Origin of the sequence: Pseudobdellovibrio sp. HCB154 (assembly GCF_046267985.1) — a bacterium.
Lineage (GTDB): Bacteria > Bdellovibrionota > Bdellovibrionia > Bdellovibrionales > Bdellovibrionaceae > Pseudobdellovibrio.
Genome location: NZ_CP176530.1, coordinates 3,096,367 through 3,110,202, shown reverse-complemented (window position 1 = coordinate 3,110,202; position 13,836 = coordinate 3,096,367). Strand labels below are relative to the sequence as shown.

The 13,836-nt window shown below is 39.1% G+C and carries 15 protein-coding genes; 9 read left to right on the top strand and 6 right to left on the bottom strand.

The genetic code is table 11. The features are described from left to right. Positions 1-58: 58 nt before the first annotated feature. A complete protein-coding gene (locus ACKWCF_RS14755; protein ID WP_409478371.1) occupies positions 59-964 on the top strand; it encodes an N-acetylmuramoyl-L-alanine amidase-like domain-containing protein in 906 nt (301 codons plus the stop codon). Positions 965-976: 12 nt separating this feature from the next. After that, positions 977-1,597 (top strand): hypothetical protein, encoded by a 621-nt coding sequence (locus tag ACKWCF_RS14750; RefSeq protein WP_409478370.1) that lies wholly within the window; start codon positions 977-979, stop codon positions 1,595-1,597. Positions 1,598-1,600: 3 nt separating this feature from the next. Here ACKWCF_RS14750 and ACKWCF_RS14745 read toward each other — a convergent pair whose 3' ends face one another. Beyond that, entirely contained in the window at positions 1,601-2,701 is a 1,101-nt protein-coding gene (locus tag ACKWCF_RS14745) for a hypothetical protein (protein ID WP_409478369.1), read from the bottom strand. Between the two features lie 221 nt (positions 2,702-2,922). Here ACKWCF_RS14745 and ACKWCF_RS14740 point away from each other — a divergent pair, with 221 nt between their 5' ends. Continuing rightward, positions 2,923-3,978, top strand: coding sequence for a DUF2515 family protein (locus ACKWCF_RS14740; protein WP_409478368.1), 1,056 nt, complete (start codon positions 2,923-2,925; stop codon positions 3,976-3,978). Between the two features lie 77 nt (positions 3,979-4,055). Next, positions 4,056-4,388, top strand: a complete 333-nt coding sequence (locus tag ACKWCF_RS14735; RefSeq protein ID WP_409478367.1) for a hypothetical protein — start codon at positions 4,056-4,058, stop codon at positions 4,386-4,388. On the opposite strand, the gene ACKWCF_RS14730 is transcribed toward ACKWCF_RS14735, so the two are convergent. Beyond that, positions 4,389-5,504 carry a hypothetical protein gene (locus ACKWCF_RS14730; RefSeq protein ID WP_409478366.1) on the bottom strand — a complete coding sequence of 372 codons (1,116 nt, stop codon included), beginning with the start codon at positions 5,502-5,504 and terminating at the stop codon, positions 4,389-4,391. It lies immediately after the preceding gene. 48 nt (positions 5,505-5,552) lie between these two features. Here ACKWCF_RS14730 and ACKWCF_RS14725 point away from each other — a divergent pair, with 48 nt between their 5' ends. Continuing rightward, positions 5,553-6,326, top strand: a complete 774-nt coding sequence (locus tag ACKWCF_RS14725; protein WP_409478365.1) for an exodeoxyribonuclease III — start codon at positions 5,553-5,555, stop codon at positions 6,324-6,326. On the opposite strand, the gene ACKWCF_RS14720 is transcribed toward ACKWCF_RS14725, so the two are convergent. After that, entirely contained in the window at positions 6,253-7,581 is a 1,329-nt protein-coding gene (locus ACKWCF_RS14720) for a penicillin-binding transpeptidase domain-containing protein (RefSeq protein WP_409478364.1), read from the bottom strand. The genes ACKWCF_RS14725 and ACKWCF_RS14720 overlap by 74 nt on opposite strands. 58 nt (positions 7,582-7,639) lie before the next feature. Between ACKWCF_RS14720 and ACKWCF_RS14715 the strand changes: the two genes are divergently transcribed. From ACKWCF_RS14715 to ACKWCF_RS14705, 3 genes are all read left to right on the top strand, one after another. Continuing rightward, positions 7,640-8,269 (top strand): TetR/AcrR family transcriptional regulator, encoded by a 630-nt coding sequence (locus ACKWCF_RS14715; RefSeq protein ID WP_409478363.1) that lies wholly within the window; start codon positions 7,640-7,642, stop codon positions 8,267-8,269. 81 nt (positions 8,270-8,350) lie between these two features. Further along, a complete protein-coding gene (locus ACKWCF_RS14710) occupies positions 8,351-8,686 on the top strand; it encodes a hypothetical protein (protein WP_409478362.1) in 336 nt (111 codons plus the stop codon). A gap of 276 nt (positions 8,687-8,962) precedes the next feature. Next, a complete protein-coding gene (locus ACKWCF_RS14705) occupies positions 8,963-9,436 on the top strand; it encodes a TraR/DksA family transcriptional regulator (RefSeq protein ID WP_409478361.1) in 474 nt (157 codons plus the stop codon). A 96-nt stretch (positions 9,437-9,532) separates the two neighbouring features. Here the strand turns inward: ACKWCF_RS14705 and ACKWCF_RS14700 are convergent, their stop codons facing one another. From ACKWCF_RS14700 to ACKWCF_RS14690, 3 genes are all read right to left on the bottom strand, one after another. Next, positions 9,533-10,072, bottom strand: coding sequence for a hypothetical protein (locus tag ACKWCF_RS14700; RefSeq protein WP_409478360.1), 540 nt, complete (start codon positions 10,070-10,072; stop codon positions 9,533-9,535). 165 nt (positions 10,073-10,237) lie between these two features. Then, positions 10,238-10,864: a 16S rRNA (guanine(527)-N(7))-methyltransferase RsmG gene (locus tag ACKWCF_RS14695; protein WP_409478359.1), complete on the bottom strand. Its 627-nt coding sequence runs from the start codon at positions 10,862-10,864 to the stop codon at positions 10,238-10,240. A 1-nt stretch (position 10,865) separates the two neighbouring features. Continuing rightward, positions 10,866-11,939: an agmatinase family protein gene (locus tag ACKWCF_RS14690; RefSeq protein ID WP_409478358.1), complete on the bottom strand. Its 1,074-nt coding sequence runs from the start codon at positions 11,937-11,939 to the stop codon at positions 10,866-10,868. A 215-nt stretch (positions 11,940-12,154) separates the two neighbouring features. Here ACKWCF_RS14690 and ACKWCF_RS14685 point away from each other — a divergent pair, with 215 nt between their 5' ends. Next, entirely contained in the window at positions 12,155-13,795 is a 1,641-nt protein-coding gene (locus ACKWCF_RS14685; RefSeq protein WP_409478357.1) for an ABC transporter substrate-binding protein, read from the top strand. The last annotated feature ends 41 nt before the right edge of the window (positions 13,796-13,836 follow it).

Sequence of the window (13,836 nt, the reverse complement as noted above, 5' to 3'; positions counted from 1 at the left end):
TGCGCCTTATTTTGAGCTTACTTTTGCTATGGTTTTACCTCGAGCAAAGGAGCTTAAGGTGAAGTCTTTTATCCGTTATATCGCCGTCGTGAGTTTCGCGGTTTTAGCAACCACACAAATGGCCCTTGCCCAGGCGGCACAAGCTCCAACGCTAGAGTCATTACTTACAATTCCTTCAGTCAAAAAGCTGTCGGTGCGCGAGCGTGCGATTCATTACGCCTATACATTTTTAAATAATAAAACACCTTACGTGGTTGAGCCGTTGGGCGAAGGCCCGCAAGGTGATATTTCTCAAGCTCCGCTTTACCGCTTTGATGGTTTTGATTGTACGACATTTGTTGAAACGGTGATGGCGTTATCGTTTTCATCAAGCCCTGCAGAATTTAAAGCCCGTATAAATCAAATTCGTTATAAAAATGGATCTGTGAATTATGTGATGAGAAATCACTTCACAAGTGTTGATTGGATTCCGAATAACCAAGCTTATGGTTTTGTAAAAGATATTACTATGGCGGTAGGCGGCCAGTACACACGCTGGTCACAAACGTGGATTGATAAAGCCGGCTGGTACGCTAAAAAAGGTGAAGAGTATGCAGAGCTTGGTGCTGGTATTCCACAAGTGTTGGCGCAATTACCGTATTTAAGTAAAGAAGATTTAATCAATAACCCGGCGTTAGTAGACCGCATTCCATCCGGAAGTATTTTTAGCCTTGTTCGCCCGAATTGGGATTTAGTCAAAGCTGCCGGAACACGTATGGATGTATCACACCAAGGTTTTTTCATTCGTGAAGACGGCGTTTTATACATGGTGCATGCAAGTAATGGCGCAGGCCGCGATGGTAGCGACAACTATATGGGTGTAAAGAAAGAAGCTTTAACCAGCTATATTAGTCGAGTTATGCTAAGCAAAGAGACTATGGCGGGTTTTAATATTTTAGCTCTTCCGAATAGAACATTAAATTGATAGCCTAAGTTCATGAAACGAATTTTCGCTGTTGGTTGTTCATTCTTTATTTCTGTTGCCGCGTTGGCTGAAACCACTGACAGCGATAGACTACCTCACTGTGTGAGTGAGTTTCGCGAACTTGAAGTGATTAACAATAAAATTAAGCTCAATGCTAAGAACGATAGTAAATACGATAGTTACAAAAAAGCTTTCGTCAGTGATTCTGATGAAGAATTAATGGCGCGCCTAATTTACGCTGAGACCAAAGCGACTAAGTGTGAAAAATTAAATTCTGCGATTGTGCCGGTGATTACTAAAGTGATTTCAAATCGTGTGAAAATCAAAAAAGGTGACGTAAAGGCTGTGGTGTTTCAGCGCGATCAGTTTGCTTCTAGCTTAAATATTTATCCTGAATCAAATTACAAAGATTTCTTATGCCCGAATGATTCTAAGCTTTGGACTTCAGCCTTAAACGAAGCTTCGGATGCACTAGCTGATAAATCAAAGCCTACGACTGCGGTAAATTACTTTTTATACAAGCACAGTCCCCGTTGGACGAAAGAACCTTGGAAATTAGAAGAAGACACTTCGTTAACCAAAGGCAGCGTAAGAGACTGTATTAAAGCGTTTAAAAACCCGAATTATAAGTAAGAATTATTTTTCGTTAATGGCCCGTTCAATCCCTGAGAAGAAGGCATTCACTCGCTCTTGCATAAGGCTCTTATCAAGAACGGGGCTGCTATCAATCACTTTTTGCACGGCTTCTTTGTGGGTTAAGGCATAAATGGCTGTAGCGTAAGCTTGGTTACGATAAGCATCACTTGTAAATTCGCCACCTGTCCATTTTTTAAACCATTCGCCATCATCGCCCCAGTTTTGCAAAGTCCATGATTTGTACGCATGGGCAGAACCTAAATACTGAGAATTGATCACCATTCCCGTCAGATCAAAATCATAGGGCACCATTGTTACAGCTTTGGATTCTCCTTCGCGAATAAGAAGAATTGTATTGTGCTCGCCACCATGGTCGACATCGGTATGCATAAGAAAGCGGGTCGATAATAAAAACGGAATTTTATTCTCTGGTTCGGGAGCATAGATAATATCAGCTTTCACTTTTCTAATATGTTTTAAGCCATAGCGTTTAGCCATATTACTTTTAGGCTCAAGTAAAAAAGCCAAGGCTTCTGCAACCACAGTTCCATCAAGATTTTTATATGTAATACGCGCCGTGCGGGTTTTTAAAGTCATAAAACCAAGAGCTTCAAGCATCTTATAAGCAGTTTGTTCGCGCAAATTTCTTTGCACATTATCATCAGTGTCTTTAATAAGACCTGTGCCTTGGCAATGAGTGGCGACCTTAAGATCATCAGAAATTCCTTGAAACGGAGTTAGCGATAAATCATTTTGTTGAGTGTTAAAATAAATTCTGATGGGGCGAAACCCTTGGCAAAACATTTGTTTTGATTCTCCACGTGTACTTAGATTCACGTTGATTTCTTGAGGAGTACCATCTTTGAAATAAATTAATTTAGCAGGAACTTTGGTTATCGTGTCTTTCTCAGGTAGTTTTAAAAACTTATTAAAATCAGCCACCAGCTCTAAGTTAATAACGCTATCCTCAGCAAAAAGTTGAATGGGTACTTTAGTTTCAGGAAAGATTCCACCAAGAATAGGCTCGGCCGCCTTCGCTGTTGATGCGACCAAAACAAGCCCACAAACAAATGTAAACACAGACTTAATTGCAGAACCCATATACACCTCATGATAGTCTTTCTAGGGAAGGAGCAAGGCAAAGGCCAGAGCAAACGACATGAAATGCAACCAGGCTTTTATAGGTGTTATTTGCAGTAAATATTTAACCTGAAAGACGGTTTTTAAGCGTTGGCCGTCAATAATTTAGACGCGCTGGTAACTCTTGCATCAAGGCCCAAAAATTTACATATTGGCCCTCTTTTATGAGAGAGTAGCCCATTATGAAAATCCGTCTATTTTTACTATTATTTTTCGTTTCTTTTTCAAGCGTAGGCTTTGCTAACTATTTACATTTCGACGGAAAGTTAAACCAGTACTGGGAACTTGATACCGAAGGCATGAAACAACATTGCGCAAGTCATAACCCGTACACATGGCAAGCCATCGCGCAAAAAATGATTTCGGTAAAACCATTGCAAAATAAAATTCCAGATTTAAATCAAGACGAAGTGATGGTGATCAGAAACTTATTGATCAGCGCTGCCTACAATCGTTTATTCACGCACTCTTTAAAATTACAAAACACTAAAACGCCAACGGTAAAATACATTTGGATCGCGGCGGGTTCGCAAGCGTCAGTGACTGTGGGTCACGCGCTGCAGGCAGGTTTAGCTGATCAGTACCCATTAGGTTCACGCCAGCGTAAAATTTTTAGAAGATTAGAATCACTTCATAAAGATGTGCCGTTAATTCCATTACTTTTATTATCAAATATCGACAGAATCAAAAGCTTAACAGCTGATGGTAACTGGAAAGTGTATTCGGATATTTACTGGCAGCACTTAGCGTACACAGCTTGCGGTTACCAAGAAATCGTATCGTTAAATAAAAAGCTAATGCAAGACGAACCTATGCGCGCTTCACATTACGAAAAATTCTTATTCGTTTGGAACGACATGGAAAGTGGTCGCTACTTAGACGCAAATAAAAAGCTTATCTACATCGAGCAACACAATATCTTACAACCACAGTTATATGATCCGTTCGATGCACAAACAGCCAGTGCGCTTGGATTATTTAACGGTTTAGCAAAAGCTGATTTAGCAGGGCCAGGTGGTAGAAAGATTGATAGCTTTAATAAGTATTCGATTAAACACTTGGTGTATCCAAACCTAGCGCACTTTCCAACGCGCTTCGAATGGCAGAAATACGTTGTGACAGAGCAAGCATTGTATTTACAAGAGCTTGGAACTATTCCGACGATTCAGGCGGTTTTACAGCCGTCGTTGAATGAGTCGTATCAGGTTATTAACGATTATTTATTACTGACGAACTAGACTCTACTCATTTAAATAAAAATATATTTGTTAGTATGCAGTTAGTTGTATAGCCTTCTAAAAACAAGGGAGTGTTAATGAAGGCCACAGTTATTGCAATAATTCTTCTTATTCAAATAAATAGTTTTGCGAAAGAAGCTAAGATGAAACTTCCATCGCACATCCCAAATCCCAGTATTGCTGTTGCTGAAACAAAAACTGGTGAAATGACCTATTTAGTTTTAGGAGCAGATGGAAAAACGAAACAAGTAAGTATGAGTTTTTTTACTGACAATTTAGAGAAAGCAATTGAGGCTGCTAAAAAAGCTGTTTGTGTTCTTAAAGTATTACCGCAATCTATCACTATTTCTTCTGTAGTAGTCAGTGTAACTTACGAGCCAACTCAATTTTGCCCTGAAAGAAAAGATTAGCTAAACAAAATCCACAATCGCAAAGCCGCCACCAATAGTTTTCAAATTGGTCGTCTGCCCCTGATACAAGCGCGCAATCACAAGCTGCAATTCATCCTTGTACGCGTAACAACGCAGATCGTACTTCAAACGAAGATTTTGCCCATCTTGTAAAACATCAACCTCAGGTGGTGGAGCGTACTCTTGCGCCACAAAGCCTTGGGCGAAAGCTTCGTCAAAAACTTTACGTGACATGCTTGCGCCATTGTAAGCTTGCTTACTGCCAAACGAAGCTTTGGGTTTAAAGAAAAGTTTTTTTCTTTCGTTCCACACTTGTTCGCGGTCAGCTTCAGCTAAATCGTAAATCTTTAATAAACTTTCAGGAACCGGAAGTTCATTTTGTTTTTGCCAGTCAGATAATCTTTGTTTGTCGCCTAACATGAAATACTCATAAGGCGTTGGAGATAAATGTAATTTACCTTCAGTGTACAAAGCTTTTAATTGCGCTGACTGCGGTTCTTTTAAGTAGAAGTCTGTGTAGCGGTTATAAATCAATGTTCCAGGTTTTAAATCAGCGGCTTGGTGCACATCAATGATCGAACATGGAATATTATTTTTCTTAAACGCTTCTTGGTAAACTAAGAATTCAATAAATAATCTTTGTTCAGATGGTTTTTCATCCATGATCGCAAGATTTATTTCTTTCTGACCCACAAGCTTTGCTTCTTCACGAAACATTTCCACAAGTTTTTGCCAAGTGAAGTTTGTGGCTGGTTGAATTTTCCAGAAGTCGTAAAGTGTTAAGCCTAAGGCTAAGAAGGCTGCGTTCGTGTTAATCTCGATTAACTTCGGTTGGTCGCCATTCACTAAATGAAAATCAAAACTTGTGCAGACACTGTAATTTGCAGGCTTTGGTAAACCCGTTGTTTCATACTGTGCGCTTAAATTCTTTTCAGACCAAGAGCGGAGTGCGTATAACTGCTTAATCTCTGATTGTAGCTTTGTTAAAGTGTTTTTAGACAGCGTGATACGGTGCGGGCAGATTAGCTGATCTGAAATTGTGTTAATCATGGTTTCTTGCGAAATACCTGGAAACTGCGCTTGTAAATGCTGAATAAAGTTATCTTTAACGCTCATCTGAAATATTGTTGCCACAAATTGCGCAAATACGATACTTAATTGTCTATGGAACAAAGAATTGTGACCTGGAATGTTAATGGCGTGCGTGCATGTTATGAAAAGACGCTACCGGATTTTATTGAAAAATATAAACCAGATATTCTTTGCTTGCAGGAAACAAAAGCCCATATCGACCAAGTTGAGCCTGAAATCCGCACCTTAGGTTATAAAAACTCTTACTGGTCATCAGCTGAACGTAAAGGTTATTCAGGTGTTGCCACGTTTTTGAATCAAAACCCAATCAATGTGATCAAGGGAATTGATAAGCCACCTTACGATAACGAAGGCCGCATCGTTTGGACACAGCACCAGTATTTTGATTTATATAATATTTATTTTCCAAACGGTGGATCAGGTGGCGAACGTCACAACTTCAAACAAAGTTTCTTAAAAGATCTAGCGTTACATTTATCTTTCGAAATTAAAAGAGGCCGCGACATCGTATTAGTAGGTGATTACAACATCGCGCACTTAGAGACTGATGTGTACGCACCAAAAGCTTTATCGACAGAATCAGGCTTCTTACCTGAAGAACGCCAATGGTTTACTGAATTTTTAAAAATGGGATTTGTAGACTGTTTTAGACATTTTTATCCAGAAGCTAAAAATGTTTATTCATGGTGGTCGTATAAAGATGAAGCGAGAAAGAAAAACAACGGTTGGCGTATCGACTATATCTGCGTTACGCCAAACCTAGTTAAAAATCTTAAAACTTGTCAGATTCTTTTCGAGCAACAAGGCTCTGACCATTGCCCCGTGATGGTCGACCTGAGTTTTTAGTCTCAGGTTTTAAACTTGGGCCAGGGCGGAAATGTTCGCGAAACATCATTTCTGCTAACGCTGAAGATTTCACAGTCCACTTTTGCACATTCACTGTGATCGCTGCGATAGCGACTTTATTTTCGCCATCAGAAGCATAACCTACGAACCAATCGTTCGTGCCTTTTGGGTTTGTTCCCGAGAAGTGACCGGTTTTTCCACCCATTTCAACTTCACGGTATTTTTTATCGCGCACAAGTTTGCGAAAAGTTTTACGACCTGTTCCTGTTAAAACAGTTTGCTCCATCAATTCACGAACTTTAGACGCTGATTCAGCAGTGATCGCTTGGCCGATCTCGTAAGTTTCGCCTTTGTAAATTGATTCGTGTTCGTCAGAGGATAATTCTTCAACTAAGTAAGGAGCTACGATTTTACCATCGTTAATAATTGATGCCGCAATCATCGCTCCGTGAACCGGGCTCATGGTGTTGAAGCGATTGTAACCCGAAGCCACCTGCGCCATTTCGTAACCTTTTTCTTCAGGTACTAAAGCTTGGCTTTGTTCTAACTGAAAATCAGCCGGAATATATTTGTTAAACATAAAACGTCTTGAATATTCGTCTAAGTCTTTCGGATCTAAAGTCTCTAAGGTTAAACGACCGAACGCTGTATTGATTGAACGAGCAAAAGCATCTTTTAAAGAAATAAAACGTGTCCAACGATTTACTTTTTCAGAAAGAACATTTTTTTTGTAAAGCGTGTAGTTACCACCGTTAAAAGCGATTTTATCTTGGGGTTCAACACCTTTACGATCCACCGCTGTAGCCGCTGTGATAATTTTAAAAATAGAAGCCGCAGGAAACGTTGCGCGTAAAGTTAAGTTTTCTGCTTTTGGTTGGCCTTTGACGTAACTTGATAACGCTAAAATTTTTCCTGTTTCAGCATTCATCATAACAATGGCACCGTAATCAGGTTTGTAACGAAGTAATAATTTTTGTGACTGCTCTTGTAAGTCTTTATCTAGCGTGTACTTCACATTAACTAGACCTTTGTCTGCAACCTCTACTTTAGTTGGTAATTGGTTGTTCCACAATGAGCGTCCAAGGGCATCAGCTAACTTCTTTCTAGCTTCTGACGTGGTTCCCAGGGCAGTTGTTTTTTCATGAGTTCCGTCTGCATTCGAAGAGTTATCTCTGAAATAGAGCACAGCGGAAATAGCGATTATTGTTGTTGGTACCAAAATCCATTTGGTAATTAGACTTCTTCCTTGAATCATACTGATAATCTTAACATAATGATTTAGATATTTCCAAAATAAATATGAGGACGAATATATGAAGACCAAAGAGAGAATTTTAGTAGGGGCTTTAGGACTGTTTAATACAGACGGAGCAACTGATGTCACAACGAATGACATCGCTAAAGAACTAAAAATGAGTCCTGGAAATCTATATTTTCACTATAAAAACAAAGAGCAGATTATCAGAGAAATTTTTAAAAAATTATCTGCAGAAACAGTTGAAGTGTGGAAGCCGCAAACTAAGCTGGCAAAGAAAAATCAACAAATTCAGTTGCAGCAATTTATCGAAAGAAATCTTACGCTTTATTGGAAATACAGATTTTTTCATCGCGAGACTTTCACATTAAGAAAAAAAGATCCTGAGTTATCAAAACTGTGGAAGCAGCACATGAAAAAATTAGGATTACTGATGATCATCATGTACAAACACTGGGTAAAAGCCGGTTACATGACGCCGATGAAATCAAAATACGAAATGGAATACATCGGAGAGTTATTGTTCGTATCTTCAAATAGCTTTATGCAATTTTTCGAAACTTCAGATCGCGGTGATGTGCCAAGTACGAAAGCTTTTGAAAAAGCCCGTCGTCATATTATGCGTATGTTGCTTCCGTATTTAAGTGGTCAAACTCGCGACGAGTTTGAAAATTTTATTAAAGGCTAACCTCAAAAACGTCATCAGAGTGCATATAAACCATCTAGGAGCTGTAGAGTTTGGACACTACTTTGCAAAGCTTAGATGGTTATGAAAACCATCGCATTTTTACTATTAATCAGCCCTTTGTTTGCTTCAGCTAACGATTGTTCGCAAGCCGTATCTCAATTACGTCAGATGAAAGCCGCTCAGTTATCTGTGCAGGACAGTTTGATTAAGAACCATGAGATGATGGCAGATAGCATGGAATCCTATGCAGATGCGCTTAAGGAGTCGTCGGGCAGAGCCCATAAGACGGTGTCAAACAGTATGCTTACGGCTTCAAGTAGTCTTCGTAAACGCGGTGAAAAAGGCCAAGAGTTGGCTGAAAAGCTGGCCGAGCAAACCGACCTGATCATTAAAAACGTAGAAAATTGCCTTAAATGATCTGTATTTCGTGTCATTTCAGAACATTTTTATGCAATTTGATCGAAATAACGCTAAGCAACTAGACCAATAGACAGCAAATTATTTAATAATATCAATATCTTACAGTATTTCATTTTCTGTAAGATTTTCGTTGCATAAATTACAAAATTCTATTTATATGTGTGCAGTTCCATTTTGGAACTTAAGTAAATTGGCGAAGATGCCGATAAGACTGGGCTCTAAATTCTTTATGATAACGAATTTAAAGAGTTTGGGCGAAACAAGGAGGGTACCATGGCAAAGGCAACGGTTGAACCGAAAGCGACAAAAGCAAAAGCTACTGCGACTAGAGTAACTGATCTAAAACCAGCAGCAGCAGCACCTAAAGTAGAATTCCAGGCTCCAAAACTTAGCGAGGCCTTAATCGCTGAATGTCGTGAAAAACTATTAAATACAAAAACTGACTTATTAAACCGTGTTAAAGAAGCTCGTGGCAAATTAGACCAATTTGAGCGCGGTGGTGATGAAGCTGACCAAACTATGAGAATCCTTGCTGAACAAGAAGTGATGACTCAAACAGACCGTTTACGTTCACAATTATTAGAGATTGAAAGCGCTTTAGGAAGAATCGAAAATGGTTCTTACGGCTTCTGCGAAGAGACTGAAGAGATCATCGAAACTGAAAGACTTAAAGCGATTCCTTGGACTCGTTTAAGCATCGAAGGTGCAGAGATCCGCGAATCAGTTGATAAACGTTACGCTCGCTAGGTGCCAGGCCTTTTTCGCTACACTTAAAATTGATTTAAAAATAAAAAACCCGCTTCAAAAGAGCGGGTTTTTTATTTGGCTTTGTCAGTTCAAAAATTATTTCTTTTTAGTGTTGGCTGGTTTACGGCCGTTTTCTTTGTACCAAGTACCGTAGTCTTGGCCTTCATCAGGCATTGCTTGTTTTGTAAAACCTTGGCGAACACCTTGGGCATCGTAATAGTGAGGTTGTTTTGAGTTACCTTTAGTTTGGATGAAAGAGTATGAACCTTCAGAAGGACAACCTACTAAGTGAGATAAGTTAGCGAAGATATCAGAAGCTGTTCTTACATAAGTGTAAGCTAAATCAATTGAGTGCCAGCCTTCTTGGTCAACGAATTGAGTTACAGGTTTTTTGCTGTGCTTGAAAGTGCCTTTAACTTTAACTTCGTTAGTTTCTTTATCTACTTTGATATCAGTTACTACGTAGATAAGACCTGCGCGCATTTCGCCACAGTTTAAACACCAGTCGATAAGTTCAGTGTTTTTTTGGATTAATTGTTTTGCTGATGTGCCATCTGTTTTTGAGTTCCAAGCACATTGATCAGCTTGAGCTGTGATTCCTGCGAAGGCTAGAGCGAAAAATAAAATAGTTTTCATTGGGTATTCTCCTTAGTTAGTAAATTGGCGCACCTAAGGTGCGACTTAATTGTGAACAAAAACTATCGTACATGAGGAATTGTTTATGAAAATAAGATGGCTTCGAAATTTAGCTATAGGTCCAGCTCAAAAATCGAAGTCGGTGTGTCAATTATCAAGAGACAGTTAAATGAGAACTAAGTGACGTTCAACTTCCATCACTGGAGACTTCAACGGAATTGATTCAAATTTTAAATCTTTGAATTTCTTTTTAGCGTCTCTGACTTCTTCATCGATTTTTTCTTGGCGGCCTTTTAATAAAAAGTATTTACCTTTTTTGCCATAGTAAATACGAGTGATGTCTAAGATCACATCGATCGGTTTGAACGCGCGCGCTGTTACGATTTGAACTTTTTCAAGATCGTGCGTGATTTCGCCGTTTACGACTAAGTTTGGAGCTAGTGTTTTACATTTATTTAAAAAGTTTTGTTTTAAAATACTTTTTTCAAACAAAATGTAACGAGTTTCAGGAAATTGAATCGCGTAGATAACACCCGGTAAACCGCCACCAGCGCCAAGATCAGCGGCATACTTAATGCCCGCAGGAAATTGTTTTAACGGGAGTAAGCAGTCGATAACATGGTTATCCACTAATTCTTCCACAGTCATTTTGCGGCTGAATAAATTGAGTTCTTCATTCGAAGCCCAAAGTAATTCTACGTATTTCTTAAGTGCAGCAATGCCATCTGCGCGAAAGCCAAGCTCAAGCATTAAAGGAATTCTAGTATCGAAATACGCAGAAAGTGTCGACATATTATTTCTTGTTATTTGTCACTACAGACCAGTTGCAAAGTTTGTACAGCATACGTGCGCCCACGTTACCATCCCACTCTGATTCTTCTTCTTCGCCAGTAGAAACTTCATTTAAGTCAAAACCTACGATTTGTTTTCCAGAAGCAGCTAAAGTGCTGAATAAGAAAAACACTTCGTCAGTCGATAAACCACCGATTACAGGTGTTCCTGTAGACGGGCAGAAACGTGGATCTAAACCGTCAATATCAAAAGAGATATAAACTTTTTGTGGAAGTTCGGCCACGATATCAGCCGCAATTGAAGCCCAGCTTTCGCCTTTTAAAAGACGTTGTTTTGTTGGAACATCAAAGAAAGTTTTAATATCAGAGCGTGATTTGATAAAATCAAATTCTTCTTCACAGAAATCACGGATGCCCACTTGAACTAACTTTTTAGGACGAGAAGCTTCAGGTAAGTTCATCACATTATACATGATAGAAGCGTGCGATTGTTCAAAACCTTGGTAAGCTTTGCGCGTATCAGAGTGAGCATCGATATGTAATACGCCGATACCATCTTTATGTTGTTCAGCAATGGCTTTGATTGCGCCAAGTGGAGTTGAGTGATCGCCGCCAACTAGGCCGAATAATTTGCCAGCGTTCAAGATTTTTTTAGTTTCAGTGTAAACCCAGTCAGTTAATTCACGAGACGCTTGGTTAACTTGCGCTGTTAATTTATCAATTGTTGCTTGATCGTCAGACTGCTCAGTTTTCATATGAATAACTTTTTGAGCAATCTCTTTAAAATTCTTAGATTTGTTATTAATTTCTTCAGAAATTTCTTTCATAAAGTAACCAGCTTCGTAAGCGGTCTTAGTTTCGAAGTCGAAAAGGTCGATTTGCTCAGAAGCTTGGCGGATAATACGTGGGCCGTTTGAAGCGCCTTTACCGTAAGAAGTTGTCACTTCCCAAGGGACTGGTAGCATAACTAATTGGCATTCTTGTTCAGATAAAGGGATGCCGAAGATCCCGAATTCAGAAGAAATCGTTGTTGTCGCATCGAATTTCGGTTTGCGAGTAGTATCAGTTGTCGACATAAAAACCTCGTTAGAGTTTAAAAAAATATAAGTAAATTTAGCACTTTTGGTTATGGATAGATAGCTTGTGGGCATAAGCCTCCGCAACGAAAATTTCATTGTGATTTCAAAATTTTAGCTATCTGCGGCAATATCCTGAAAAAAGTAAATTATCCCTTGAACGCTGATTGTAAGGCATTAATCTAGCTAACGAATTGAAAGGGGAATGTTTTCACATGAAATTTTTAAAATTAATCACGGTTGCAGCAGTTACAATTCAACTAACTTCTGTTGCCCAAGCGGTAAATTTAAACACGTCTGCTCCAAAAGGAGGAACGTTCAACTATAACTTCGATGCTGAGCCAGAAAGCTTACATCCAATTATGGGTGGCGACGTTTACAACCAATACTTCAACAATTACGTACAAGACTCTATGTGTGCGAACAACTTTAATACATGGGCTTTTGATGGCCGTTTAGCTGAAAAATGGGAAATCGGTAAAGACGGTTTAACATTTACATTCTTCTTAAGAAAAGATGCGGTTTTCCATGACGGTTCTCCGGTAACTGCAGACGACGTTAAGTTTTCATTAGAAGCGATCCGCGAACCAAAGCACCAGGCTTTAAATTCAATCCCATACTTCGAAAAAATTTCGAAAGTTGATGTGATCGATAAACACACTGTGAAATTCACAGCTTCTGAAAAATACTTCCAAAACTTGAATTCTCTTTGCGGTATGGCGATCATCCCGAAATCTGTTTACGGTGATGTTAACAAATCTGTTAAAATGCAAAAAGAAGCGGTTGGTGCTGGTCCATACAAATTAGAAAAGTATGACAAAGGCCAAATGATCGTGGTTAAACGTAATGATAAATGGTACGGCTGGAATGTGCCTCACTTAAAAGGTATGTTCAACTTCGACCAAATCAACTTCCGTTTCACTAAAGACGATAACATCCTAGTTGAGCGCCTTAAAAAAGGTGATATCGACTACGCTGAAATCAAATCTACAGACGCTTACTTAAAAGCGACTGGCAAACCTTTCAAACCTAAATTCACTGCTGATAAATTCGTAGCTTTAGCAGTTAAAAACGATATGCCTAAATCATACGGCTACATCGGTTTCAACTTTAAAGATCCAATCTTAGCTGACAAAAACGTTCGTTTGGCATTTGCTCACTTAGTAAATCGCGCTGAAATGAACAAAAAATTCGCTGAGAACTTAAATCACTTAGCAACTTCACCGGTTCCAGTTGGTACGGCGCAATCTCCGGATCGCAAAGCTATCGAATTTAACCCTGCTAAAGCTAAAGAATTATTAACTAAAGCTGGTTGGACTGATGCTGATAAAAACGGTGTTTTAGAAAAAACAATCAACGGTAAAAAAACTGAGTTAAAATTATCTTTCATTTACGCTAATAAAGACTCTGAAAAACAATGGACGATCGTAAAAGAAGACTGCAAAAAAGCAGGTATCGACATTGAATTAAAACTTTTAGAGTGGAATACATTCATCAAGAATGTTGATGAGCGCCAAATGCAGCTTTGGGCTATGGGCTGGGGCGGCGGCGATGTTGAAGGTGATCCAAAACAAATTTGGCACTCGTCTTCAGCTTCAAAAGGTGGTTCTAACTACGGAACTTACGCAAATCCTGAAGTTGATAAATTAATCGATGAAGGTCGTCAGGAATTAGACCCTAAAAAACGTACTGCGATTTTCAAAAAAGCTTACGGCTTAATCGCTGATGACGTTCCTTATGTATTCTTATTCAACCGTAAATATGAGTACTACGGTATGTCGAATAAAGTGAAAGCTCCAGGCGACACTTTTAAATACGATTTTGGTTTCCGTGCATGGTGGTCGGCTACTAAGTAGTCACTAACGATAACTAAAAGTTATATAGTTATTTCAAAAAC